21 protein-coding genes are annotated in these 25183 nt (G+C 40.2%); 9 read left to right on the top strand and 12 right to left on the bottom strand.

All coding sequences use genetic code 11. The annotated features are described in order from the left end of the window. Window positions 1-6: 6 nt before the first annotated feature. Window positions 7-657 (top strand): maleylacetoacetate isomerase, encoded by a 651-nt coding sequence (gene maiA, locus ACUR5C_RS09545; RefSeq protein ID WP_454464889.1) that lies wholly within the window; start codon window positions 7-9, stop codon window positions 655-657. Window positions 658-684: 27 nt separating this feature from the next. Then, the gene (locus ACUR5C_RS09540) at window positions 685-2028 is read left to right on the top strand and encodes a DUF3466 family protein (RefSeq protein WP_454464888.1); all 1344 of its coding nucleotides are present in this window, start codon (window positions 685-687) and stop codon (window positions 2026-2028) included. 68 nt (window positions 2029-2096) lie between these two features. Here the strand turns inward: ACUR5C_RS09540 and ACUR5C_RS09535 are convergent, their stop codons facing one another. After that, window positions 2097-3752 carry an electron transfer flavoprotein-ubiquinone oxidoreductase gene (locus ACUR5C_RS09535; protein ID WP_454464887.1) on the bottom strand — a complete coding sequence of 552 codons (1656 nt, stop codon included), beginning with the start codon at window positions 3750-3752 and terminating at the stop codon, window positions 2097-2099. Between the two features lie 359 nt (window positions 3753-4111). On the opposite strand from ACUR5C_RS09535, the gene ACUR5C_RS09530 reads away from it, so the two are divergent. After that, entirely contained in the window at window positions 4112-4861 is a 750-nt protein-coding gene (locus ACUR5C_RS09530; RefSeq protein ID WP_454464886.1) for an electron transfer flavoprotein subunit beta/FixA family protein, read from the top strand. After that, window positions 4861-5793, top strand: a complete 933-nt coding sequence (locus ACUR5C_RS09525; RefSeq protein ID WP_454464885.1) for an electron transfer flavoprotein subunit alpha/FixB family protein — start codon at window positions 4861-4863, stop codon at window positions 5791-5793. The genes ACUR5C_RS09530 and ACUR5C_RS09525 overlap by 1 nt, the downstream gene beginning before the upstream one ends. Window positions 5794-5944: 151 nt before the next feature. Here ACUR5C_RS09525 and ACUR5C_RS09520 read toward each other — a convergent pair whose 3' ends face one another. The 8 genes from ACUR5C_RS09520 to ACUR5C_RS09485 all read right to left on the bottom strand — a co-directional run bounded on the left by ACUR5C_RS09520 (window position 5945) and on the right by ACUR5C_RS09485 (window position 16295). Continuing rightward, window positions 5945-6631 (bottom strand): TSCPD domain-containing protein, encoded by a 687-nt coding sequence (locus ACUR5C_RS09520; protein ID WP_454464884.1) that lies wholly within the window; start codon window positions 6629-6631, stop codon window positions 5945-5947. 76 nt (window positions 6632-6707) lie between these two features. Next, the gene (locus ACUR5C_RS09515; RefSeq protein WP_454464883.1) at window positions 6708-8858 is read right to left on the bottom strand and encodes an adenosylcobalamin-dependent ribonucleoside-diphosphate reductase; all 2151 of its coding nucleotides are present in this window, start codon (window positions 8856-8858) and stop codon (window positions 6708-6710) included. A gap of 280 nt (window positions 8859-9138) precedes the next feature. Next, window positions 9139-10842 carry a BatD family protein gene (locus ACUR5C_RS09510; protein WP_454464882.1) on the bottom strand — a complete coding sequence of 568 codons (1704 nt, stop codon included), beginning with the start codon at window positions 10840-10842 and terminating at the stop codon, window positions 9139-9141. Continuing rightward, window positions 10842-12725 carry a VWA domain-containing protein gene (locus ACUR5C_RS09505; protein WP_454464881.1) on the bottom strand — a complete coding sequence of 628 codons (1884 nt, stop codon included), beginning with the start codon at window positions 12723-12725 and terminating at the stop codon, window positions 10842-10844. The genes ACUR5C_RS09510 and ACUR5C_RS09505 overlap by 1 nt, the downstream gene beginning before the upstream one ends. Further along, a complete protein-coding gene (locus tag ACUR5C_RS09500) occupies window positions 12726-13754 on the bottom strand; it encodes a vWA domain-containing protein (protein ID WP_454464880.1) in 1029 nt (342 codons plus the stop codon). After that, a complete protein-coding gene (locus ACUR5C_RS09495) occupies window positions 13751-14263 on the bottom strand; it encodes a DUF4381 domain-containing protein (RefSeq protein ID WP_454464879.1) in 513 nt (170 codons plus the stop codon). Before ACUR5C_RS09495 ends, ACUR5C_RS09500 begins: the two co-directional genes overlap by 4 nt. Then, the gene (locus ACUR5C_RS09490) at window positions 14260-15315 is read right to left on the bottom strand and encodes a DUF58 domain-containing protein (protein ID WP_454464878.1); all 1056 of its coding nucleotides are present in this window, start codon (window positions 15313-15315) and stop codon (window positions 14260-14262) included. The genes ACUR5C_RS09495 and ACUR5C_RS09490 overlap by 4 nt, the downstream gene beginning before the upstream one ends. Before the next feature lie 17 nt (window positions 15316-15332). Beyond that, complete coding sequence (locus ACUR5C_RS09485; protein WP_454464877.1) at window positions 15333-16295, bottom strand: AAA family ATPase; 963 nt, start codon at window positions 16293-16295, stop codon at window positions 15333-15335. Window positions 16296-16719: 424 nt separating this feature from the next. Here ACUR5C_RS09485 and ACUR5C_RS09480 point away from each other — a divergent pair, with 424 nt between their 5' ends. From ACUR5C_RS09480 to ACUR5C_RS09470, 3 genes are all read left to right on the top strand, one after another. After that, window positions 16720-16980 (top strand): DUF5062 family protein, encoded by a 261-nt coding sequence (locus ACUR5C_RS09480; protein ID WP_454464876.1) that lies wholly within the window; start codon window positions 16720-16722, stop codon window positions 16978-16980. A gap of 282 nt (window positions 16981-17262) precedes the next feature. Next, window positions 17263-17487, top strand: coding sequence for a hypothetical protein (locus ACUR5C_RS09475; protein WP_454464875.1), 225 nt, complete (start codon window positions 17263-17265; stop codon window positions 17485-17487). Between the two features lie 90 nt (window positions 17488-17577). After that, a complete protein-coding gene (locus ACUR5C_RS09470; protein ID WP_454464874.1) occupies window positions 17578-19947 on the top strand; it encodes a TonB-dependent receptor in 2370 nt (789 codons plus the stop codon). 96 nt (window positions 19948-20043) lie between these two features. Here the strand turns inward: ACUR5C_RS09470 and ttcA are convergent, their stop codons facing one another. After that, on the bottom strand, window positions 20044-21138 hold the full coding sequence (gene ttcA, locus ACUR5C_RS09465; RefSeq protein ID WP_454464873.1) for a tRNA 2-thiocytidine(32) synthetase TtcA: 1095 nt from the start codon (window positions 21136-21138) through the stop codon (window positions 20044-20046). Window positions 21139-21407: 269 nt separating this feature from the next. On the opposite strand from ttcA, the gene ACUR5C_RS09460 reads away from it, so the two are divergent. Further along, window positions 21408-22640: a nucleoside recognition domain-containing protein gene (locus tag ACUR5C_RS09460; RefSeq protein WP_454464872.1), complete on the top strand. Its 1233-nt coding sequence runs from the start codon at window positions 21408-21410 to the stop codon at window positions 22638-22640. A gap of 480 nt (window positions 22641-23120) precedes the next feature. On the opposite strand, the gene ACUR5C_RS09455 is transcribed toward ACUR5C_RS09460, so the two are convergent. Further along, the gene (locus tag ACUR5C_RS09455; protein ID WP_454464871.1) at window positions 23121-23717 is read right to left on the bottom strand and encodes a class I SAM-dependent methyltransferase; all 597 of its coding nucleotides are present in this window, start codon (window positions 23715-23717) and stop codon (window positions 23121-23123) included. Between the two features lie 166 nt (window positions 23718-23883). Here ACUR5C_RS09455 and queF point away from each other — a divergent pair, with 166 nt between their 5' ends. Next, on the top strand, window positions 23884-24699 hold the full coding sequence (queF, locus tag ACUR5C_RS09450; RefSeq protein ID WP_454464870.1) for an NADPH-dependent 7-cyano-7-deazaguanine reductase QueF: 816 nt from the start codon (window positions 23884-23886) through the stop codon (window positions 24697-24699). A gap of 5 nt (window positions 24700-24704) precedes the next feature. On the opposite strand, the gene ACUR5C_RS09445 is transcribed toward queF, so the two are convergent. Beyond that, window positions 24705-25121, bottom strand: coding sequence for a CBS domain-containing protein (locus tag ACUR5C_RS09445; RefSeq protein WP_454464869.1), 417 nt, complete (start codon window positions 25119-25121; stop codon window positions 24705-24707). Between the last annotated feature and the right edge of the window lie 62 nt (window positions 25122-25183).

The raw sequence follows: 25183 nt of genomic DNA, 5'->3' as shown, positions 1-25183 counted from the left end.
AAAAGAATGATTCAACTATTTGGTTATTGGCGCTCCACAGCGGCATATCGAGTTAGGATTGCACTTAATCTTAAACAAGTTTCATATACTCAGCATTCGGTTCATTTAGTTAAAGACGGTGGCGAGCAGCACAAGCCTGAATACCAAGCTATAAACCCTCAAGGCTTAGTTCCAACTCTAATCGACGGTAATTTGAAAATAGGTCAATCGATAGCAATTTTAGAGTATTTAGAAGAAAAATATCCGCAATCGCCTTTACTTCCGCAAGCATTATCACTCAGAGCAGTTGCCCGACAACTCAGTCAAATAATTGCTTGTGATATTCACCCTTTGAATAACCTAAGGGTATTAAAGTACTTAAGTGGAAACTTACAAATATCAGACGATGAAAAGACACATTGGTATCACCACTGGATACGAGAAGGCTTTAAAGCCTTTCAGGGCATTCGACAGAGTCACCAAATAGAAGGGGATTATTGCTTAGGAAGTGAACTTTCTATAGCTGACACTTGTCTTATTCCGCAGATTTATAATGCTATCCGATTTGATTTTCCTATGCAGGAGTTCCCAGAGCTCATGCGAATAAACGAGCAATGCTTAAAGTTAGACCGAATTCGTAACGCGTCCCCTGAAAACCAGCCGGACGCAGTAAATTAACAATTCCAAAAGAAGTAGATATTAACAGTGATAAAATTAAAAAAGACATTCATATCCAGTTTTTTAGTTTGTGCAAGCTTAAATTTAAGTGCAGCTGACTCTTATGAAATTATTGATTTAGGTGAGCTAGACGATGTTACTACGTTTGCTTTTGGTATTAACAATAGCAATGTAGCGGTCGGTTTTTCGCAAAAACTATCCAGTATTTATAATCGAGAAGCACCTCACTTTGGGTTTTATTATCAAAATGGCTTAATAAGTGCAGTCAGTGCATTGCCAAGCGACGGCGATCAAATGAGTGCGCTTACGGCAATAAATAATAATGGTTTAGCGGCAGGCTTTTCTATCGTAGGTGAAACCAACAGCGATGGTGTGGTTCAATATCGTGAGTCGGCTATCTACTTTGATACTAGCGACGAAACGCTTTACCCAATTCCAAAAATCGCCGGAGACGTAGGTTCCACGACTAGAGCCTTGAGCTTGAATGATAACGGGGTTGTTGTTGGATTTACTCAATTTAATCCAGATGACGATACTTTGTCTGACGGGACGGCGGCCGAAGCTTATAATGACCGCGGGTTTATATACGACACAGTGAGTGGTGAAATTAATCGAGTTGACCCAATAAATTATGCCAATAATCGATTAAATGTCGTGCTAAGAGATATCAATAACAATAACCGAGCTGTGGGCTATTCAGGTAAAGATATCGAAGATTTTGGTGTCGTCCTTAAGTCCTTTTATGTTGATTCAGCTAACCCTGAAGATTTAGTTGAACTACCTTTAACTATTGATAATCGACCGAGTCAACCATTTGCTATCAACGACCTAAATATGGTCGCAGGGAAAAGAATTTTAGACGAAGAGCTGTTTTACAGTGCGTTTCTTTACGATATAAACAGTCAAGTCATTACAGACATTGAGCCGTTAAACCCAGGTTATAAACCGCAGCGTGGCTCTGGGGTTTCCGACATTTCGGTGGCGTTTGATGTGAATAACCAAGGTCAGGCCGTCGGTAAATCACTTGTTGAGGTTGCGCCTTATCGGTTCCATGCATTTTTATTTGAAAACAACCAAACTAAAAATTTAAACCATTTAATTGATTGTAAAGTTGATACGTCTGAAACGCCTACAGGAAACCCTGATTGGGTTTTATACGAGGCGACACGCATTAATGATAATGGTGTTATTGTTGGAAATGGCTTTTTAAATAGTGTTAGAAAGTCGTTTATGTTGATCCCTAGACCAAACACACCGGTGACGCCTTGCCAAGATGCAGCTGAGTCAGATTCTGGTTCTGGCTCTGTTGGGATTTGGGGGCTTATTTTGCTCGCTTTTGGTGGGGTTTTGCGGCGCGCTAAAACCAAGTAAAAATTATCAAAAAAAAACCGCTGAAGTTAAACTCAGCGGTTTTTTTTTGAGTGAGCAAGCAACTTGGTTTACATGTTGGGGTAGTTAGGTCCGCCAGCTCCTTCAGGAACAACCCAGTTAATATTTTGACTAGGGTCTTTAATGTCGCAAGTTTTGCAATGAACACAGTTTTGCGAGTTAATTTGGAATTTAGGATTACTTCCTTCTTCGTCTCGAACCACTTCATATACACCTGCAGGACAATAGCGTTGCGCGGGTTCATCAAACTCGGCTAAATTGACCTGAATTGGAATGTCTTTGTCCTTAAGTTGTAAATGCACAGGCTGGTTTTCTTCGTGATTAGTATTTGAAATAAATACTGAACTGAGTTTATCAAATGATAAAACACCATCTGGCTTAGGATAATTAATTACTTTACAGTCTGCCGCTTTTTTCATTTGAGCGTAATCTGGTTCTGGATCACTTAAAGTCCAAGGCAGTTTGCCATTAAACAAGTTTAAGTCGATAAATACATAAGCTGAGCCGAGAATGTTGCCCCATTTATGCTGAGCAGGACCAAAGTTACGTTGAGTATAAAGCTCTTTATATGCCCACGACGCTTGATAGGCGGTTTGGAACTCAGTTAACTCGTCATTCGCTCTATTAGCACTTAGGGCTTTATTAATAGTCTCTGCCGCTATCATTCCAGACTTCATGGCTGTATGTGAGCCTTTAATTTTGGCAAAGTTTAAAGTGCCTGCATCGTCACCAATAAGCAAGCCGCCAGCGAACGACATTTTGGGTTGAGACTGAATACCGCCTTTAGTGATGGCTCGCGCTCCATAGGAAATACGTTCGCCACCTTTTAAATATTGTGAAATCTTAGGATGATGTTTGTATCGTTGAAACTCATCAAATGGACTCACGTGAGGATTAGAATAGGAAAGGTCAGTAATTAGACCAACGACCACTTGATTATCTTCTATGTGATAGAGAAAGCCACCACCAGCACTGCCGCTCTCGTTTAATGGCCAACCAGCAGAGTGAACTACTTTACCTAGCTGATGCTGCTCGGCGGGTATTTTCCATAATTCTTTAATTCCAATACCATAGTGTTGAGGTTCTTTACCCTGATCGAGGCTAAAGTTTTGAATGAGTTGTTTTCCTAAATGGCCTCGGCAGCCTTCAGCAAAAACCGTATATTTAGCGTGCAGCTCCATGCCAGGCATGTAGCCGTCTTTTTGACTCCCGTCTTCAGCAACACCCATGTCACCAGTTAAAATGCCTTTAACGCTGCCATTTTCGTTATATAAAACCTCACTGGCTGCGAACCCAGGGAAAATTTCAACCCCTAGCGCTTCAGCTTGTTCTGCTAACCATCGGCAAAGGTTGCCCAAGCTAATAATATAGTTACCATGATTATGCATAGTTTTAGGGGCAAATAAATTAGGGACTTTTAACCCAGAGGTAGCACTATTTAAGAGTAAAATATCGTCACTAGTTACTTCTGTTTTAAGCGGGGCGCCTTGGCTTTTCCAATCTGGAAGCAATTCGTTAAGTGCGGTTGGCTCAAATACCGCACCAGACAAGATATGTGCACCAACTTCTGAGCCTTTTTCAACGACGCAAATCATCGTTTCTTGGTCATTTTCTTTCGCTAATTGTGCTAACTTTATTGCTGTTGAAAGGCCGGCTGGTCCAGCTCCAACGATTACCACATCAAATTCCATAGACTCTCGTTCCATGGATCCCCCCCTAATTGGATTGTGTCTAAATAAATTCAAATACAATAGTCTATCTTATTGATATTAGTCGTATATATTTGAATATGAATGAAGTTGAGCACCAGCCAATACTTGCTATCAGGTAAACAAATAACAGTTATAGCTGGAAAGTGAAGCATTATACCTGATTTTGGTTGACGTTAAACGCATAAAGCGGCAAGATCGCGGCTTCTTTTTATATTTGAACTCTCTGGGTTTAATACCAAGTGATTATTTGCCAGAAAATGTCTATTTGAGTGGCGTTCGTTGGCACAGGGATCATTTAATTATTAACCGAGTTTAAGCTAGTCTAAGTCCATTAATACACGACAGGTGTCTGCATGAAAATACTAGTAACAGTGAAGCGAGTTGTCGATTACAACGTAAAAGTGCGCGTAAAAGACGATCAATCAGGTGTTGAAACCGCTAATGTAAAAATGTCTATGAATCCATTTTGCGAAATTGCAGTGGAAGAGGCGGTTCGTTTAAAGGAAAAAGGTGTTGCGAGTGAAATCGTGGTTGCGTCCATTGGGCCAGCTCAAACACAAGAAACGTTACGTACCGCATTAGCACTGGGCGCAGATAAGGCAATATTAGTAAAGACTGATGAAGAAGTGCAGCCTTTAGCCGTCGCTAAGATTTTAAAACAGGTTGTTGCAAATGAGTCTCCAGAATTGGTACTTATGGGCAAACAGTCTATCGATGGTGATAATAACCAGTCAGGCCAAATGCTAGCGGCTTTATTAGACTGGCCACAAGGTACTTTTGCGTCAGAAGTGTCGGTTACAGAAGGCCAGGTTGCTGTGACACGTGAAATTGATGGTGGCTTGGAAACTGTTAATCTTACATTGCCAGCAGTTGTCACTTCAGATTTGCGCTTAAATGAGCCTCGTTTTGCGTCTCTGCCAAATATTATGAAAGCTAAGCGCAAGCCGCTAGAAGAAACTACGCCAGCAGATTTAGGCGTTGATATAACACCAAGAACTAAAACTTTAAAAGTTGAGCCACCAGCGCAACGCCAAGCAGGCATTAAAGTTGAAAGTGTAGCTGAGTTGGTTGATAAATTAAGAAATGAAGCGAAGGTGATCTAATGACAACGTTAATTATTGCGGAACATAACAATCAAGAAATATCAGCTGCCACGCTTACAACTATCGCAGCGGCGGAGAAACTTGGTAATCCAGTACACTTGTTAGTCATAGGTAATGGTGTTCAAGCCGTCGCAGACTTTGCTGCTGCTTGCCAAGGTGTAAATCAAGTATTGTTAGCTGACTCAGCAGATTTAGCTCATCCTACTGCAGAAACTATTGCTAATGTTGTGGCAGCAAATGCAGAAGGTTACTCACATATTTTAGCTTCAGCGACTACTTTTGGTAAAAACTTCATGCCACGAGTAGGCGCACTACTTGATGTACAACCAATTTCTGACATTATTAGCATTGAAAGTGCAGATACTTTTAAACGTCCAGTTTATGCAGGTAACGCGATAGCAACAGTTCAATCGATAGACGCGGTTAAAGTGATTACGGTTCGCGCAACGGCTTTTGATGCATTAGCTACAAGCGGCGGTTCTGCAACGATTGAATCAATTGATGCAAGTGCGCAGGTTTCGAGCAAAGCTAAGTTTGCATCTCAAGAGTTAACTCAATCTGAGCGTCCAGAGTTAACCGCTGCAAAAATCATTATTTCTGGCGGGCGAGGTATGGGCAGTGGCGAAAACTTCCATATGCTTGAAGAAATTGCAGACAAGTTAGGTGCAGCCGTTGGTGCTTCTAGAGCAGCAGTTGATGCTGGCTTTGTTCCTAATGATTATCAAGTAGGGCAAACGGGTAAAATTGTAGCGCCTGAACTTTATATTGCGGTTGGAATTTCTGGTGCGATTCAACATTTAGCTGGAATGAAAGACAGTAAAGTCATTGTTGCGATTAATAAAGACGAGGAAGCTCCAATATTCCAAGTTGCAGATTACGGTTTAGTCGCAGATTTGTTCCAAGCTATACCTGAGCTAAAAGAAGCGCTTTAATAAACAAAGCTTTAGCTCAAACGAAAAAGGCTCTTAATTGAGCCTTTTTTTATGGAAATTATTAGGATTTTGATTAATAAAAAGCCCGATAAATCGGGCTTTAATTGACTACAAATCTTATTGTTATGATTTAAAATATTTGCTTAAGCCGTTAGCCACACTTTGAGTCACCACAGCTTAAACAAGTCATACATCCATCCATAAGCACAGCAGCTTGTGTCATGCACTTGTTACACATTTGTGCACCGTCTGGATAGTCGCCTTTGTTTGCTGCGCTGTCTTGGTTTTGTAATGATTCGTACTCAGCACGCTTTTGGTCAACTAATGCTTGTTGGTGTTGATCGAGTTCTGGATCTTTTAAAAGTCCAATCATTTTTAAGTGTGACTCAATTGCGTCGCCTATTTCAGCAACTAGCGATGGCATAAACTTACCGCCAGCCTTAAAGTAGCCGCCTTTAGGATCAAATACCGCTTTTAGTTCTTCTGCTAGAAAAGTGCAGTCGCCACCTTTTCTAAATACCGCGGAGATAACTCGAGTTAGTGCAACAACCCACTGGAAATGGTCCATGTTTTTTGAGTTAATAAAAATCTCAAAAGGACGGCGCATTTCATGCTCAGTACCTTGGTTTAAAACAATGTCATTAATTGTCATATATAAAGCATGATCTGATAACGGCGTCTTTACTTTATAAGTAGAACCTAACAGCATTTCTGGACGCTTTACACTTTCGTGCATTTGAACGATTTCGGCAGAAGTTTGTTTTTCTTCTACTGGTTTTTCTACTTCGTCGGACTTTACTTTATACCCGACGATAGGTTGGCTGATTATTTTAGGCATTTTTCTTTCCGTAAAATCATTTGTTAAATTAAAATTGATTAAAGTTGGCGAGGTTAACTCGCCATATTATTGAGAACTAAAACTTACCGTAATAGCCTTCTTTTAATGCATCAAACAAGTTTGCTGCTGTATGAATTTCGCCATCATACTCAACTTCATCGTTACCTTTCAATTCAACTTGAGTTCCGTCTTCTAAAGTAAACTGATAGGTTGTATTTTCTAAGTCTGAGTCTTTAACCAGCACCCCTTGGAAAACTTCTGGATTAAAGCGGAAAGTAGTACAGCCTTTAAGTCCTTCTTTGTAAGCGTAAAGATAAATATCTTTAAACTCATCGTAGTCAAAATCTGTCGGTACATTGGCTGTTTTAGAAATTGATGAGTCGATCCACTTTTGCGCTGCTGCCTGAATATCAACATGCTGAGTAGGAGTAATTGCATCAGAAGTAACAAAGTACTCAGGCAGTTTTTCATCTTCTTTGTCAGAAAAAGGCATCGCTTTTGGGTTGATTAACGAGCGATACGCAAGCATTTCGTAAGAAAACACATCAACTTTTTCTTTAGATTTTTTACCTGCTCTAATTACATTACGCGAGTAGTGGTGTGCAAAGCTAGGCTCAATTCCATTACTGGCGTTATTAGCTAATGAAAGCGAAATAGTACCGGTTGGCGCTATAGAAGAATGGTGAGTGAATCGTGCTCCCACTTTAGCTAACTCTTCAATAAGCTCTGGCTCAACTTCGCCAATTTTTTGCATATAGCGCGAGTATTTAGCGTGCAATACTTTGCCTTTAATTTTTTGGCCGACTTTATAGCCGTCTTTTACCATTTCTGGTCGCTTATGAAGCATACCTGCGGTTACTTCAAACTCTTGCTCTAGAAGCGGCGCAGGGCCTTTTTCTTTAGCGAGTTCTAATGCTGTTTTCCAACCTTCTACAGCTAATTCACGAGTAACTTGCTCTGTAAAGTCGATGGACTCTGCCGAACCATACTTTTTAGTAAGCATTGTTAAGGTAGAGCCTAAACCTAAATATCCCATACCATGACGGCGCTTAGACAAAATGGCTTCGCGTTGTCCTTCAAGTGGAAGACCGTTAATTTCAACTACATTGTCGAGCATGCGAGTAAAAATACGCACTACTTTGCGAAACTTTTCCCAATCAAACTCTGCATTTTCTGTGAATGGGTTTTTAACAAACCGAGTGAGGTTGACCGATCCAAGTAAGCAAGACCCATATTGAGGAAGCGGTTGCTCGCCACACGGGTTAGTTGCTCTAATATTTTCGCAAAACCAATTGTTATTTTTATCATTAACTTGGTCAATTAAAATAAAGCCAGGTTCTGCAAAGTCATAAGTGGAAGACATAATAAGGTTCCACAAGTTTTTCGCTTTAATAACTTTATGAATACGGCAAGCTACTTGACCTAATTCGTTTTCTATATAGCCCTTAGTTGTGGGCCATTCGCGCCATATAATTTGGCTTTCGTCTTGTAAATCGACCTTGTCAACTTCAGCTTCTTTTTTAGAGACTGGAAAGATAAGTTTCCAGTCTTCGTCATTAATTACCGCTTGCATAAACTCGTCGGTTATTAATAAAGAGAGGTTAAACTGGCGCAAGCGACCATCTTCACGTTTAGCTTTAATAAACTCCATTACATCTGGATGGCTCACATCGAAAGTGGCCATTTGGGCGCCGCGACGTCCACCTGCAGAAGATACCGTAAAGCACATTTTGTCATAGATATCCATGAAGGATAACGGACCGGAGGTATAAGCGCCTGCTCCAGAAACGTAGGCGTCTTTAGGGCGTAGAGTAGAAAACTCATAACCGATACCGCAGCCTGCTTTTAGAGTTAACCCAGCTTCGTGGACTTTACCTAAAATATCGTCCATAGAATCATGAATAGTGCCTGACACAGTGCAGTTGATTGTTGATGTTGCTGGTTTATGAGCTAATGCGCCGGCATTAGACATAATGCGTCCAGCTGGAATTGCGCCATGGCGTAATGCCCACACAAAATCATTGAATACTTCTTTTTGTTTGTCTTTTGCTTCAACTTCAGACAGCGCTTTAGCTACGCGTTCGTAAGTTGCATCAATGGTTTTATCAACTGGTTTACCTTCTTTGGTCTTAAGTTGATATTTAGTTTCCCAAATATCGATCGAAGTGTGTTGAAAGTCGATTTGGAAATTTTCTGGAGTTTTTGTTTTTTTCAGCGATGCGGTCATTAATGGAATCCCTCATTCCCAATTTCTTTTACTGCCGCAGTTAGTGGAATATGATCTAACTGCGCCCTAAAAATGTGAGTAAGTCTATGGAAAACTTGTTAGCTCACACACAACAAATTGTTAATAAATTGTGCATAAACAGAAAACGCTTAGAAATCAGATAGATACTACATCTGGTGTTGATTTCTATTTATGGGACACAATATATAGGTGAGTCAGAATAATGTAAAGCCCTAAATATTAAAAATTTAAGGCTTCACAATGGGGGTAAATAACAAAGTTATCTGGGGTATAGCGGAGGAATTACGCTACAAGCCGCTTGGCGCGGTTGCAGGTTTAGTTGCTTATTTAATTCATCTAAATCTAAATTTTTTAACTGAATATCTTTATCTTGCTGCTGTGCAGAATAGCGTACAGATTGCAACTCAATAAGAGAATCCTTTAACGGGGAATCTTGTAGTTTTGAAATTAGCTTTCCAATTGAGTTGATTTGCACATGGCCTAGTAGGGCCAACCAATTGAGAAGGTGCTTTTCTATAGCTGGATAATCTTTATTGTTTATGGCGGTTATGCAAGCTTTCTTATGAGTCTTGGCTTGAGCTGTAATCTGTTGGTTTACTTCAACAGCGGTGTTTTTGCTTACTTGTTTAGGTGATTTTTTTAGCACCAACAAAGTGAGCGTAATCAGCCAGAGCAGGGTAGCTACCCCTGTTAATAATTGCCAAACCCGCAGGTTTTCAGAATCAGCTGGATTAATAATTGGTTGTTCTTGTGGTTGGGTCACTTGAGGCAAGAGCGGCGGAGAAGTGATTAGGGCATTATTTGCAGCGCCTGCAACAACGTTTATGGTTCTGCCAGCTAGTTTTGCTTGTTTTTTACTGTTGCTATTAATGTCCCACCACTCCAGAGTAATATCTGGGATGGTGACTTTGCCCTGCTTGCTAGGGATAACCGCTATTTTTTCTATGCGTTGTCCTTTTATGCCTGACGGCGTCACCTTGCGCTCTTTTTGAGGCGTGTCGTAGTACCATTGCAGCCCTTCGATATTAGGCACTTTAATTTCCGGCAGCTGGGACTCGCTTAAGCCATCAACTGCAAGCGAAATAGTCCATGTGATTGGCTCACCTACCTTTAATTCTGAAGTATCTGGAGTCCAATGTTGAGTCAGCGCAACTTTGTGAGCAGGCAGCCAAGGCGAAGAGGCGTTTTGTGGTTGCGGGCGTACATTTAAATCGATTGGTTTGGTTGTAATACTTACCGGGCGAGTAGAGCTTAAAAAGTTGCCATAGCCACGTTGGTTGGAATCGTTAACATCAGCGGTAAAGTTTATCGCGCCAATTGTTAGTTCGCCACTTTGTTGGGGGAAAATAGCGTATTTTCGCTGCGTCACCACGTAGCGTCGATTGTTAATGGACTTTTCAAATTGAATATCATCGCCTAATTTTTCTACAATACTGTTGGCAGCATGCGGTTCACTTAAACGCGCATAGTGAGTATTGACCGCTCTGTAGAGAGTGATAGTGAGTACGACTTGTTGTTGTACATAAGGTGATTCTTGGTCGACATTGGCTTCTAAGAAAATAGTCTTTTTCTGCCCATTTAACTCAAGTTGATCACTCGCATCTTTAATTTCTAATTCTATTGGGTTGGTAAATTCAGAGCCGACTGAAATTGGTGGAATAGTGACTTTGCCCGTTTTCAAGGTTTTTAATTTGATTTTCCAACCCTTCAAAAATGAGCGCTTACCGTTAATTATTTGAGTATGGGAGTATTGACTGTTCGACACAATGGTAAAGTCTTTAGGAATTAATGATAAGTCTGGTTGCTCGTCAGTTGCATTTTCACTAATTATTTCTAGTTGAAATGTTTCGCCTGCTGAAATATCGATACGGTCTACCGTTGCAGTAACTTCTGCAAGACTGCAAGCTGAAAAAAATATGCTTAAACTAATGATTACACTAGCGATTGATTTAAATAAGTTCATTACCAAAGTTTCTCTTCTTTTTGTTCTCGGCCACGTCGTTGGTACTCTCGGTACATTTTTCGTCGCAAAAGTCCGCCAGGATCATCAGGAATTTTTTCTAGCCAGTGCTCTAAAGCTTGATCTTTTTCTGACTTATCCCGCTGATCTTCTGTTAGTTCCATTTCTTTTTGTTGCTGTTGCTTTTCTTGCTCTGATTGCTGCTGCTCTTGTTCCGACTGTTGTTTCTCTTGTTCCGACTGCTGCTTATCTTGTTGGTTTTGCTGATCCTGTTGCTCTTGTTGATCTTGCTGGTCTTGATTTTGCTGTTGATCTTGCTGATCGTTTTGGTTTTGTTGTTCCTGCTGCTGTTTTTTCAGCAGTTCTTCAATTATTTTTTTGTTATGCAAGGCATCTTCATGTTTAGGCTGTTTGTTTAATAAATCATTATAAACGCTTAACGCGGCTTCTAGTTGGTTGGCTTTTGCTAGTGCCGTGGCATGGTTGTATTGTTGTAAGTTAGAATCATATTGAGGTAGTGGTGCAGGGTTAATGGTTTTGTTGCTAGCATCATCGCTTTCTGCAGGAACGCCAATAGGGTTATTTGTTAGTTTGTTTGGTTTTTCATTTTCTTTACTGGGAGCTTGTGAAGATTCACCGGCAAAAAGCTCTGCGGCTTGTTGATAGTTGCCATTTTGGTATAAGGCGGCACCTTTCCAATTGTTATCTTCAAACAGCTGCGCAGCGCGATCATACTCACCTTGTTGAAATGCTTGATTGGCTTGCTGCTGCTGAGTAAGCCAAAGATCCTTCCATTCGAGAGCATGCAATGATTTATCTGGGTAAGAGGTAACACCAAAAGCAATAATTGTTGCGCCGACACTTCTTAAAATTGTTTGACTTGAAAACCTGAGCAAATGAATAAATAACAACGCCATAACAATCACAACTAACCAATAGCCATCGTCTATCCAACGACTAATTTTTTGTTCACTTTGTTCAGAATTAATTTGCGCATCGAGAGACATCTGAAACCGCTGTTTTAAATAGTCTAAGTCGTAAGAGTCAGCAGTTAATTCAACAATACCAGCATTGGTTTTATCCGCGATGTTACTTAATGGTTGAATTTGTAATTTAGGAACAACGATCGCCCCGTTGCTATCTTTCAAAAAGCCATTTTTGTTAGGTAAGGGAATAGGCGCACCTTGCGCTGTACCAATTGCTAAAATAGACAGTTCATAGCCTGATGAGTTAATGATGTCAGTGATTGCGCTGGTATGTTGAAATTCGACGCCATCAGTTAGCCAAATAATCTGACCATTTTTATGCTTAGCATTTTTTAAAAGGTCAATCGCTTTGGCTACACCTAAATCAGGCCTGCTGCCTAATACTGGCATGATAGACGTACTTAATGTTGGCACCATATTCGCTACCGTTTTTGCGTCTGAGGTTAATGGACTGATAACAAAAGCGTCACCAGCATAAACCACTAAACCTATGGTGCCTTCATTGGTTGTGGCTAATAAGTCCATTAACTTAAATTTGGCTCTTTCTAAACGGCTCGGCTTAATGTCTGTGGCGTCCATGGACAGGGATAAATCGAGCAAAATAACTTGAGCATTATCCGACTCAAAAACCGGTACAGACTTTTCCCTAAAACTTGGTCCGCTAATGGCAATAATCGATAAAAGCGCGATGCTAAAAGCTAAAAGAATTCCACTTCTTACTTTAGTACTTTGACTAGACTGCAACAAAAACTTTAATAGATGAGGTGAAATAACTTGATGCCACGCGCTTTGCTTTTGGTTTTGGCTACGCAAAAGTAAAAATAAAATAATGATAGGAACAATAAGTCCTAACCATTCGGGCCGAGTAAAATGAAAATTATTAATTATATCAAGCATCATTTAACTTTGCCTCGCGCTATTGAGAGTGGCTTTTAAATTAAATAGGGCTCTAATTAAGGTTATCAAGTAAGGGAGTAAAAATAATCCCAGCCCAATACCCGCTGGTATGAAATAGAGTTCTTGAATGGGTCGGTAAACTTCAGGTTGATCTTCAACTGGTTCGAGTTGGTCTAAGATCTGATAAATTTGTGCTAACTCTTGAGTACTTCTCGCTCTAAAATACTGTCCACCTGTGTGTTGAGCAACCAGGGTTAAGGTTTCTTCATCGAGCTCTGCTGAAGGGTTGAACTTTGTGGTTCCTAAGAATAATGACTTACGGATCATTTCGTCGGCCCCGACTCCAATGGTATAAATTTTCACGCCCGCATGTTTGGCTAATTTGGCAGCTTCAATTGGGTCAAGTTCGCCAGAGTTATTGCGACCATCGGTTAACAAAATTAAAACTCTATTTTGTTCTGGTCTTTCGCGTAAGCGTTTTACCGCAAGGCCAATGCCGTCGCCAATTGCGGTTCTCGACGCGCCAGCTAAACCAATTTCGGTTTCACTCAACATATAGTTGACGGTTTTTAAGTCAAAAGTTAGCGGCGTTTGTAAATAAGCGTTCTCGCCAAATAACACCAGTCCGATTCTGTCGCCTTCACGCTTTTCAATAAACTCGCTGAGTATTGACTTGACCACGCTCAACCGCTTTGCCGGCCTACCCATCAACTTAAGATCTTCTTCTTCCATACTGCCAGAAATATCAATGCTAAGTAACAAGTCTCGTCCACTATTTGGTAGCTCAATCGGTTCGTCCACCCATTGTATCCTTGCCAGGGCAAGGCAGAAAAATATCCAGCTAAGAATGAGTATTAATTGCGTAATCCAAGCTTGCTTTTCTCCGTGATGGGAAGCTTGCAGTGATTGCCAATTGTTAAATAATGGCGTGCGTATAGGCGAAACTTGGGGTTGCTTATTGCGATTAAAATACCAAATGATCATTGGGACTGGTATCAGTAAAAAAGCCCAAGGAAAAGCAACCTGAATCATTTTGTCTCCTTTGCGGCTTGCATCTTGATTAATTGCTCAATCGCCAATTTTGACTGTTGGATTAACGCTGCCCAGTCTTTCTCATCTAGCGGACTAGCTGAGTTAGGGGCTTGATAAATATACGCTTCAAATAGCTTTTCTTGAGACTCATTAAATAGCTTGGTTTGAGTTTGCTGCTGGATAAAGTTTAACCACTCAATACCGGCTAAACTCGCAATTTGTTTGGCGGGATAAAGTGTTAAGCAAACCCGTTTCATTAAAGCTGACAGCTGAGCAACGCTCGCAGGATTGGGTTTTGCTGTTGCAATATTCTCCAATTCGGTTAGAGCTGGTTTAATGAGTTTCAGTTTTTGGCGTTTTTTGTGCCAACGCATCCCTAAATAAACAACAAAGGCGATTAAAAGGCCGATAACAACCCACCAACCGGGTGCCAACATTAAACTTTGGTTTATTTCAGGTAAATGGATAGGTCGCAGTTGAGCGAGTGGATCTTCGGCTTGATTCATCATTGGCCACCACCTTGAAACGCTTTAGCATTTGCATTAGCTGATGACGTTTGGCTGCTGCTATGGTGGCCAATAGAGTGTTGCTCAAATGTTGTATCGATATGCGTAAAAATACCCTTATGGCTTAAGGAAAAATCTTTAATCGTATTTAAACGGTTTAGAAATGCCAGTTTATAATCTTTTTGAATACCCTGTAGGCCAGTGTTCAGAACGCCTTGGTTAACGCCGTCAGAAATGCCATAAATGCCACTTGGCGGTAGTTGTTTTTCTATGGGGTCGTTCACTAAAACGCAATGAATGTCGGTATGTTGAGATAGCTTCGATAGATGCCTTTGGCAACTTTCATCAAATTGATTAAAGTCGCTGACAATATGAATGAGCGTACCGGGTTTTGCTAAAAACTGTAACCGCTTTAAAGTATCGCTTAGCTGGTTGGTTTGCGATGTGACAGTATTTTCTGGGGCGACTTTATTAGCACTAAAAGTATGATGCAAGGTCGTTTGGTGACTTTCTACTATCTTATTAAGCAGCTGCATACAGTTACGGCGATTGCTCGACGGTTTCATTTCAATATGGTGCTTATTACTAAAAATTAACGCACCAAATCTATCCCCGTTGGTTAGGGTATTCCACATTAGTTGAGCTGCAATCTTGCTAGCCAACAATGATTTAAATACTTCAGCGGTTCCAAAAAACATACTAGGCATGTGGTCTAACACGACAAAAACTGGTCTTTCGCGTTCTTCTTTAAATAGCTTGGTGTGGGCCTCACCAGTTCGCGCAGTGACTCGCCAGTCTATATTGCGAATGTCATCACCAATTTGATAAAGCCGAACTTCGTCAAAATCCATACCTCGACCTTTGAAGCGCGACCGAAACCCTCCAACACGGTTGGTTTTCACTTTCGCATTAGGCGCTAGCCACTGAATAATTGGGTTGTTGCGCATTTCAATAAGTTGACCCAAAGATAGGTCAATACCGTATTGAAAGCCTTCGGGTAGTGACTCTTTGCTGCTCGCTGCTAATTCGTGCGCTGGTTTAGACCAAGTAGACATAATAAAATTTCGCCTTGTTAGACAACCGGAGTAATTTCAATTAGTCTTTGAATGACTTTGTCAGTATCTATTCCTTCAGCTTCGGCTTCATAAGTTAAAATTAGCCGATGCCTTAATATATCGTAAGCCATACTTTGAATATCATCGGGAGTCACATAATCTCGTCCGGCTAACCAAGCGCAGGCTCTCGCGCATCGGTCTAAAGAGATAGTGGCGCGAGGGCTAGCGCCATAATCAAGCCAGCGATTTAAATCGGCGTCTAAGGTCTCTGTATTACGTGTATTAACTATGAGTTGAATAATGTAAGCTTCTAATTCTGAAGACATATGAATATCAAGCACTTGATCTCTTGCGGCAAACAAATCTTCTTGTTGCAGCTGTACTTGTTCACTTTCAGAATAGTTTTTGTGCGCCTCGTTACGAGTAAGTTGCAAAATCTTTGCTTCAGCCTCTGCATCTGGATATCCAACTTTTACATGCATTAAAAATCTATCGAGTTGTGCTTCGGGCAGTGGGTATGTACCTTCTTGCTCTATTGGGTTTTGAGTTGCCATTACCAAAAATAATGGGGGCAGTGGATAGGTTTGGCTACCCACAGTGACCTGTCTTTCTGCCATTGCCTCTAATAATGCCGATTGTACTTTAGCTGGCGCTCGATTGATTTCGTCAGCCAAAATAAGGTTATGAAAAAGTGGGCCTCGCTCGAATTTAAAGGTGCCATCTTGAGGACGATAAATCTCGGTACCAGTCAAATCTGCGGGTAGTAGGTCTGGGGTAAACTGAATTCGGTGGAAATCACCTTCAATTCCCTTAGACAGCGCATTAATAGCTCTTGTCTTGGCTAAACCTGGTGCACCTTCAACGATTAAATGACCATCAGCTAACAGAGCCACCATTAACCGATCAACAAGGGTCTCTTGACCAATAATTTGCTGACTCAGGTTGGTTTTAAGTTGCGCGAATTTTTCATTTAATGACATTGTTTTTAGCCTTATATCTAGTTTTAAATTCGAGGGGAGCTTTTTTAACCGATTATTGGTTAATTTTCCAGTACTTAGACGGATTTAGCTTGAAAAGTTTAATTTCAAGTGCAACAAAATATTTAAACCAGCCAAGTTAGTATAGCGGAGAATCTGGCTAACTCGTTAGCTAGTTAAGAACTGACCATCTTAGTACGCTAATTGGTATGTGGTGCCATGTTGTTAGTTTTCAATAGCCGCTTGTCTCTAAAGCATTTATTAGGCACACTAAGTGTCAGTTTTAGCGCTATCTAAGTTGCTGTTGGCTTAGATAAGTCAGACATCACTTAGGTTTAATCGCGAAACGCCTAAAAGTTTAATTAGCGCGGGTATTAGCAAAGCCATCATCAACTGATTAAAGGCTGAAAGCAAGAGTAAATATAAAATGAAAAAGATAAAAAACGAGACAGCTTTAGTTAAAAAAGCGACAGAAGTTGCAGAAAAGTATGCCAAAAACAGAGGCTATAAAGGATTTAGTGGGACTGACTCTGCCAAACAAAAGATAGAAAGCCTCTACCGCTTGTTGGTTCACGATAACCTAATAACGCCTTTGGCTAAAGACCAAGAAAATCAAATGAATATGAAGCATAAATTGGCGCTATGGATTACCAAACAGTTGCCTAAAGACCATGAGCTGCTAAAGTAAAAAGAGGCAAGTGGCCAGTATAAATCACAATATTTGTTACAATAATAGCGAGCAATAGTTTCTTGCTAGTTAGGTTAATTTTTGCGAAGATGCGTGGTTCGTTGTTTTGCTAGTTTATCTGGCAGGCTTGTAACAACCTTAATTTTAAACCATGGTTAGTTAACATTAACCTAACGGAATAACTCAGCAACACCATAATACTGAAATAAAAACATGCGTTTATCTGCTAGGAATTTTGCAATTTTATTACTACTGAACTGGGTATTAGCCCAGGCAGCAGTATTGCAACATGAATTTAGCAGTGAGCACCTTTTATCAAGCACTTCTCATGTTTGTATGGGGCAAGGTGCCCAACAAGATGATTGGTGTCAAATTTCACATAGCTTTATTTTTAAGCTTGAAGTAAATCATTATCTTACCCCCAGCTTCGGGCAAGATTTTGCTCTTCATTTTCAATTAGATTTTTCCCGTGCCCCTCGAGCTCCACCACAAAACTTACTTTCTTAGTTCAATTTAAATTAATTTTATTTTTGTAAACCAAGCATATTGGAAATGAATTCCGTGTGTTGGTTCTCTTTGTTAAGTGAGGAAATTATTGTGTACGTCCAAATTAAAAACCGAATTGTTCAAGGCTTTTTGATATCAAGTTTATTGCTTAGTGCGCAGAGCACGATTGCAGAAACCATCAGTGGAAAAGTTGAAGTTAACAATACGAGTAGTTTAACTAATATAAAAATTAAAGTCCGTGGTACAGATATAGTGACTTTAAGTGATCGTGAGGGCAATTTCTCACTCGATTTAGCGCCAGGAAAATATATTTTGGACATTGAAGGTGGCCGCTTTGCACACTTTCATCAAGAAATTGAAGTACAAGAAAAATTTAATGCACCCTTAGTTATTCGGCTAGAAGATGAGTCGGAACATAAAATCATTGTTCGCGTGAACCCGCTTGAGCATACTGCGTTAGATATGGCTACGCCAACGGTTATATTAACCGGTGACGAACTCACCATGAAACGTGCAGGTACCTTAGGCGATATTTTACAACTAGAGCCGGGTTTAAATGTTTCATCTTTTGGACCATCGGTTTCTCGACCTGTAATCAGAGGCCTAGGTGGTGGTCGGGTTCAAATCACCAACAACCAAATGTCGGTTCAAGATGCTTCAACAACTAGCGCCGATCACGACGCAGGAATTGAGCCGCTATTAGCAGAACAAATTGAAGTAGTAAAAGGGCCGGCAACAATGCTTTATGGTAGCGGAGCAATTGGCGGCGTTATCAATGTTTCAGATAGACGAATTAATCCAGAGTTTGCTACTGGTTTATCTGGTGGCTTGGAAGCCCGTTTAGGAAGTAATGCAACCGGTGAAAATAGTGTAATTTCGGTATTTGATTACGGCCAAGACTTTTGGCACTTACATTTTGACGCAGTTAGCAGCCGTTATGATGATCTATTAATCCCCAGCGCTGCCGAGTCCGAATATTTACACGAGCTTGAAGAGGCTGAGGGCGGCGAACATGAAGAAGGGGAAGAAGGTGACCAACGCCTCGCTCATAGCCATTCTGAAAGTAAAGCGGCAACCATTGGAACCACTTTCATTTCTGATTCTGGATATATTGGGTTTGCTGCAAGCTTTAATGATAAACAATATGGGGTCCCTGGACATGCACACCATGAAGAAGAACACGGTGCAGAGGAACATGAAGCAGAAGAACATGAAGAGCACGAAGCAGGGGTACTGATTGATTTGAACCAAAAACGATACGATCTGCAAGCGGCAGTGGATAATATTTCACCCGCTATCAGTCAATGGTTTTTGGGATTGGCATATACTGATTATGAACATCAAGAGCTAGAAGGCGACGAAGTTGGAACACAGTTTTTGAATAATGCTTTTGAGTTAAAAAGCTACTTAAAACATAGCAGCCCAGCTAGCTCTGACTGGCTATCTGACTGGCATGGCATTATTGGTGTGCAATATACTGAACGAGACTTTGATGCAATTGGTGAAGAAGCATTTGTGCCACAAAGTGTGACGACTAATCAGGCCTTATATATTTTAGAAGAAAAGCAGTTTGGCGCGCTTAAATGGGAGCTTGGTTTAAGATTTGAGTCGCAAAAGGTCGCTGCTGTCGCTACGCCAAATTACTCAGAAAGCGGATTAAGTTACTCGGCTGGTGTCGTTTATTCATTAATGGAACATAATAAAATCGCGCTAAATTACTCGCACGCTAACCGCTTCGCGAGTGCTGAAGAGCTTTATTCTGATGGCGAGCATTTTGCAACGCGATCATATGAAATTGGCGACGCTAATATAGCTAAAGAAGTTTCAAATAATTTTGACTTTTCTTACCGATTTGAAAGTGATGTTTTCGATGGCGAAGTTAATTTATTTTACAACCAATTTAATGATTTTATTTACGGTCGCGTCGCTTCTGAAGGCGATGCTTGTGTATCTAGTGAAGCCGCGCTTGTTGCTGCTGAAGAAGAACTAACGCTTATATGTTACGCGCAAGATGATGCAATATTCTATGGCGCTGAATTACAAGCCAACTGGAAAATGACTCCGCGTTCGGCACATCAATTAAAGGTTGGAGTTATTGCGGATTTCTTATCTGCAAAGCTCGACTCAGGCAGCAACCAAAGTACATATTTACCAAGAATTCCGCCTCGTAAATTAGGGCTAAACTTTAACTATGCCTTTGAGGCATTGTCGGCCAACATCAACTGGATTGCTCATGCCAAGCAAAACAAAATTGGATTAAATGAGTTGCCAACCGATGGATTTACTATGTTAAATCTAGAAGCAAATTATCGTCTTTATTTTCAAGAAAATGATTTACTACTGTTTTTTAAAGCGAATAATTTACTCAATGAAGAGGCGCGCGACCACAGCTCTTTGTTGAAAGATCTTGCACCGAGGGCTGCGCGTAATTATTTAGTAGGAATGCGTTATACCTTTTAATTAAAAGGTATTTGGCTACCGAGCCGAGTTTACCCCTTGGTTTTGGCTATAAAAAGTGTAAAAGACATTTGAACTAGCTAAACTAAGGGGGCTTTTTTAAGATAAGTTTGTAATATTAATAGTCGCTGTAGGCTCGGTAGGTTTTGCCTTGGTCGTCTTTGAAAAGCTAGGTTCGTCAAATAGCTCATCTGTCTCTTGATTTAACTGCATTTCATTATGTAAAGATTGGAACGGAAATAAGTTAGTGTCCATTAAGTGCGATGGTGCAACATTACTAATAGAACGAAAAATATTTTCAATTCTACCTGGAAATTGATGCTCCCAAGTTTTTAACATTTGCTTTATTTGTTTACGTTGCAGGTTTTCTTGAGAACCACATAAATTACAAGGAATAATAGGAAAACCTTTCAGTTGTGAAAAGCGATTTATTTCTGCTTCTTTACAATAAGCGAGTGGTCTTATAACGGTATTTTTTCCATCGTCACTTAAGAGTTTGGGTGGCATAGATTTCATTTTCCCACCAAAAAACATATTTAAGAACAATGTTTCCATAATATCTTCTCTATGGTGTCCTAATGCAATTTTAGTAATACCATTTTGTTGTGCCCAAGAGTAAATAATTCCACGACGCAACCTAGAGCATAAAGCGCAGGTGGTTTTTCCTTCTGGCACTTTCTCTTTAACAATACTGTAGGTGTCTTCTTGAATAATATGATATTCAATATCTTGAGTTTCTAAATAAGCAGGTAACACATCTTCTGGAAAACCCGGTTGTTTCTGATCTAGGTTAACTGCGATTAACTCGAACTTAACCGGTGCGCTTCTTTGTAAGCTTTTGAGTATTTCTAGCATGGTATAACTATCTTTACCACCAGAAAGGCAGACCATAATTTTGTCGCCTTCTTCAATCATATTAAAGTCGCTGATGGCTTGACCGGTACTGCGGCGCAGGCGTTTTTGTAGCTTATTTAGCTCTACCTTTTTAGCTTGGTCTAGCGCTTGATTTGCTTCGCTTGAAGAAGCTGTGTCGTTGCTGCAAGCTAAGTTTGAAGTTTCGATGATAGAAGTTTCAATGCTAGTTTTTTCAATACTGCTGCTTTCAATACTGCTGCTTTCAATACTGGAGCCTTCGATGTTAGCTCTGTCTGAATTAGCTGTTTCAGTATTACGGCTTTGGTTATTTTGAATCATCACTTTTATCTTCATCTAGTTATACATTCTCGCTACCTCTTTGGGCTAAATTGACGCACAAACCCTAAATTTAAGCCGCAGGCTGCTGTTAGTAGCAAAATATTGGTTGGCGATTATACAGAATTTCCGGATAGGTAGTGAGTAAATATCACTTTCTATAAAAATTTAGCTTGTCGAGTAGCTACATAAGCAAGTTTTGCGCATTCCCTAACATTTAAGTAGTATCAGAGGCCAAGAATAAGACAACCAAATAAAATCAACAGGTTAGTATGCTTAATAAGTTATGGCTTAGTTTTTTTGTTGTATCGTTTTTAACTGCCTTATATAGCTGGCTGGTACAGGGAGACGCTAACGTGTTTAACGCGGTTATCGAAAGTCTTTTTGATATGGCCAAGTTAAGCGCACAAATAGCTCTAGGCCTTATTGGCGTGTTGGCTTTTTGGTGTGGCCTGCTCAAGCTTGCCGAGCTATCTGGGCTGGCAAACGGGCTGGCGCGATTATTAGGCCCACTGTTTAGTAAACTAATGCCAGAGGTCCCTAAAGGACACCCTTCATTAGGTTATGTCACCATGAATATGGCGTCTAATATGCTGGGGTTAGATAACGCGGCTACTCCTATGGGCATTAAAGCAATGCAGAGCTTGCAGTTATTAAACCCGAAAAAAGAGACGGCTTCCAACGCGCAAATTCTATTTTTAGTCATTAATACTTCGTCGGTTACTATATTTCCCATCACAATTATTATGTACCGGCTACAGCAAGGGGCTGTGAACCCGACAGAGGTCTTTTTACCGATTTTATTAGCAACTACCGCTTCTAGTTTATTTGGTTTATTCGCTGTGGGTTTAGTCCAAGGTCTACCGCTTCTTAATCGGGTTGTGTTGAGCTATTTAGGCGGCATTTTAGCGATGATTGGCGGTTTGCTTTATTGGTTGTCCGGTATGAGTCACGACGAAATGGCCAGCGTTTCTGCTTTACTGGGTAATGGACTATTGTTTACCAGTATTGTCGTTATATTAGTAGTCGCGCATTGGCGAAAGGTTAATGTATACGACAGTTTTATCGACGGCGCAAAAGAAGGGTTTGAGCTTGCGGTAAAAATTATACCCTATATGGTTGCAATGTTGGTTGCTATTGGCGTGTTAAGAGCATCCGGTGTGTTAGATATTGTGGTGAAAGCAATTTCCAGTCTAGTTGCTTGGGTTGGATTTGACACCCAGTTTGTAGCAGCACTGCCAACTGCTTTAATGAAACCTTTTAGCGCCAGCGGTGCTAGAGCGATGATGTTAGAAACCATGGACACTCACGGAGTAGACTCTTTTGTTGCTAAAATTGCGTCTGTCATGCAGGGAAGTACAGAAACCACATTTTATGTTATCACGGTCTATTTTGGTGCTGTTGGAATTAAACGAGTCAGGCATGCCATAGGTTGTGGTATTTTTGCTGATTTCATTGGCGTTTTGGCAGCTATTTTGGTTGGCTATTGGTTTTTTAGTGTTTAAAACAGCCTTTTCAAGGCGCGTGTTTTTATAAGCTTTTGCTAATAAAAAGGCATGTTTTTTAGCAGGTAAGTGACTACTTTACGCTGTAAACCCTGTGAAATAAGATAGTGGCTTAATTTTCGTAATATTTCTGTCATATGGAACCTCATTTGTTGTTGATGTCAACAAAAATCCACAGCTATTTTAAAATTAATTTATGTCGCTCTGCACAAAAAAAAAGCACCGTCAGTAACTTGCTGATTTTCATTAATAATTATTTAAGTTGTTGATTTTATTGGATTTAATATGTCAAGGTTAAATTTTAACCAATCTGTAGCAGGGTGAGTAATTATGCGGCTTTAGAAGAGTTTTAAAAATCTTTTCCCCAAAGTTATCCACAGAAAATGTGGAATACTTTTTCTTTTAAAATATTCACTAAAACGGTTGATTTTTGGGTAAAAACAAGGCAGATATCTCATCTAGAAATGCCTAGATTGCGACTTAGCTTAATTTCACCGCAGAAGATACAGTATAGGCTTTGCCTTGTTTATCTTTAGAATAGTTGCCAAAGACTTCATTAAACACGCGTTTACAGAAATGGCGCAGTCCATTTACCGTGACAACAACAAATTTTCCGCCCGGTTTTAGGTGGTAAAAAGCATCATATAGAAATAAATACAGCATATCGTTGCCGACTTTTGCGGGAATATTCGAGACGATTAGGTCAAACTTTTCTTCATTTAGCTCAGAAAGACCATTACTAAGCCGTGCTTCAGCATTGTTAAGTTGATTTATTTTAATGTTGTTTTTGGTATGTTGAATCGCGACAAAATCTTTATCAAGAAGGATTGTTTTGCCTTTAGGTGCTTGTTTAGCCATATAAAGACCAATAGGGCCGTAACCGCAACCTAAATCTAAACAGTCAAAGTCCTCTTTTATATCAAGATATTTGAGCAGTAGCTTGGTGCCTTCATCAATTTCTTTAGGTGAAAATACACCAAAGCTCGTTTCGAAGGTAAAGTCTTGTCCATTTAGCTGCGCCTTTAAGTTAAGCGGCTGTCGGATTCTGCAGGCTTCTGGAATTGGTGATGGGCACATAAATTACTCAATTTATTCGATTTAACGGCACTAAATTATCGCGCGCTTGTATGGCGGGATAATTTAAATGCAATAATTTTTTAAGGTTGCTTGAGGAGCGCCATTATATGATAAAATTCGGCAGAGCATAAGATACCTTGCATAGTTTAATTAATAGAAGCCAATCATGAACCAAATTCCTTTAGGCAAGCCAACGCCTTACGTAAGTCATTACTCACCCGAGTTATTGTTTCCTATTGCGCGCAAAGAAAAGCGAGATCAGCTGAATCAAGCCTACCTTAATTTTCAGGGTAAAGATCTGTGGACCGGTTATGAAGTCAGCTGGCTAAACTCTAAAGGCTTACCTCAAATCGCCATAGGAGAGTTTAAGTTAAATGCTGATAGTCCTAACATTGTTGAGTCTAAGTCGTTTAAGCTGTATTTAAACTCTTTTAATCAGACTCGCTTTGATTCGATGGAGCAAGTTGCAGCGGTTATGCAGCGCGACCTGACTCAGGCCGCTGGCGGCTTGTTTGAGTCTAAGCTTTATGCTGTTGATAAATTTGCTCACTTTAATTTAACCCCAATCGAAGGGGTTTTGTTAGACAATTTAGATGTTGAAATCGACACTTATCAATATTGCCGAGAGCTCTTGGCTGTAAATGAAACCCAAACAGACATAATAGAAGAAACCTTGCTGACACACCTACTTAAAAGTAACTGCTTAATTACGAATCAGCCCGATTGGGCTTCACTTGTGATTCGCTATAAAGGTAAACCCATAAATAAAGAGCGATTGCTAAAATACATTATTTCATTCCGTTCACATAATGAATTTCATGAGCAGTGCGTAGAACGTATCTTTGCTGATATAAAAGAGCTTTGTGGCCCTGAAAAGCTGACGGTTTATGCGCGTTATACACGTCGAGGTGGGCTAGATATTAACCCCTGGCGAAGTGATTTTGAATCTGATCTAGAAAATATTCGGCTGGCTAGGCAGTAGCCCTTTTATTCACCGGAGGCGATGGCTAACTTAACAAAATCACTCGAAGTGATAATACCCACAAGTTCACCTTTATCTTCTATGGCAACACAGCCACTACGTTGTTCTAATAGCTTTGCAGCGGCAACTTTTATTGAATCGCTCAAGTCACAAGTAGTGGGATGTACCGTCATAATACTGGCCACATCCATGGATTTTTCGCAGTGCTCTAGTTGATCGAAGCCTCTCTGATTAAGGATTTTTATCGCATTGGCAAGTACTGCTTTTTGACTCAGAATACCAACTAATTTACCCGACTCAGAGTCTTTAACCGGCAGGTGACGTATCTTTTTTTCTGTCATTAATAAACGCGCACGATTAATGTTTGCATGATTTGAAATTGATATAGGGTTAGCGGTCATAATGGAACTTAGTTGTGGCATTGGGCTATTCTCAAAGTAGTTTGTCGATACAAGTCATTTTGAGTATAGACCAGATTTAAAAA

Source organism: Aliikangiella aequoris, from assembly GCF_053709105.1.
The sequence above is the reverse complement of the archived record's forward strand: the minus strand, read 5'-3'. Positions and strand labels throughout refer to the sequence as shown.

Coding starts and splice junctions, on each gene's coding strand:
- ACUR5C_RS09515 (WP_454464883.1), bottom strand. CDS start 8,858: ATGACCGCATCGCTGAAAAAAACAAAAACTCCAGAAAATTTCCAAATC.
- ACUR5C_RS09460 (WP_454464872.1), top strand. CDS start 21,408: ATGCTTAATAAGTTATGGCTTAGTTTTTTTGTTGTATCGTTTTTAACT.
- ACUR5C_RS09495 (WP_454464879.1), bottom strand. CDS start 14,263: ATGATGAATCAAGCCGAAGATCCACTCGCTCAACTGCGACCTATCCAT.
- ACUR5C_RS09485 (WP_454464877.1), bottom strand. CDS start 16,295: ATGTCATTAAATGAAAAATTCGCGCAACTTAAAACCAACCTGAGTCAG.
- ACUR5C_RS09500 (WP_454464880.1), bottom strand. CDS start 13,754: ATGATTCAGGTTGCTTTTCCTTGGGCTTTTTTACTGATACCAGTCCCA.
- ACUR5C_RS09530 (WP_454464886.1), top strand. CDS start 4,112: ATGAAAATACTAGTAACAGTGAAGCGAGTTGTCGATTACAACGTAAAA.
- ACUR5C_RS09510 (WP_454464882.1), bottom strand. CDS start 10,842: ATGAACTTATTTAAATCAATCGCTAGTGTAATCATTAGTTTAAGCATA.
- ACUR5C_RS09520 (WP_454464884.1), bottom strand. CDS start 6,631: ATGCCTAAAATAATCAGCCAACCTATCGTCGGGTATAAAGTAAAGTCC.
- maiA (WP_454464889.1), top strand. CDS start 7: ATGATTCAACTATTTGGTTATTGGCGCTCCACAGCGGCATATCGAGTT.
- queF (WP_454464870.1), top strand. CDS start 23,884: ATGAACCAAATTCCTTTAGGCAAGCCAACGCCTTACGTAAGTCATTAC.
- ACUR5C_RS09490 (WP_454464878.1), bottom strand. CDS start 15,315: ATGTCTACTTGGTCTAAACCAGCGCACGAATTAGCAGCGAGCAGCAAA.
- ACUR5C_RS09525 (WP_454464885.1), top strand. CDS start 4,861: ATGACAACGTTAATTATTGCGGAACATAACAATCAAGAAATATCAGCT.
- ACUR5C_RS09480 (WP_454464876.1), top strand. CDS start 16,720: ATGAAAAAGATAAAAAACGAGACAGCTTTAGTTAAAAAAGCGACAGAA.
- ACUR5C_RS09455 (WP_454464871.1), bottom strand. CDS start 23,717: ATGTGCCCATCACCAATTCCAGAAGCCTGCAGAATCCGACAGCCGCTT.
- ACUR5C_RS09535 (WP_454464887.1), bottom strand. CDS start 3,752: ATGGAACGAGAGTCTATGGAATTTGATGTGGTAATCGTTGGAGCTGGA.
- ACUR5C_RS09445 (WP_454464869.1), bottom strand. CDS start 25,121: ATGCCACAACTAAGTTCCATTATGACCGCTAACCCTATATCAATTTCA.
- ttcA (WP_454464873.1), bottom strand. CDS start 21,138: ATGATTCAAAATAACCAAAGCCGTAATACTGAAACAGCTAATTCAGAC.
- ACUR5C_RS09505 (WP_454464881.1), bottom strand. CDS start 12,725: ATGATGCTTGATATAATTAATAATTTTCATTTTACTCGGCCCGAATGG.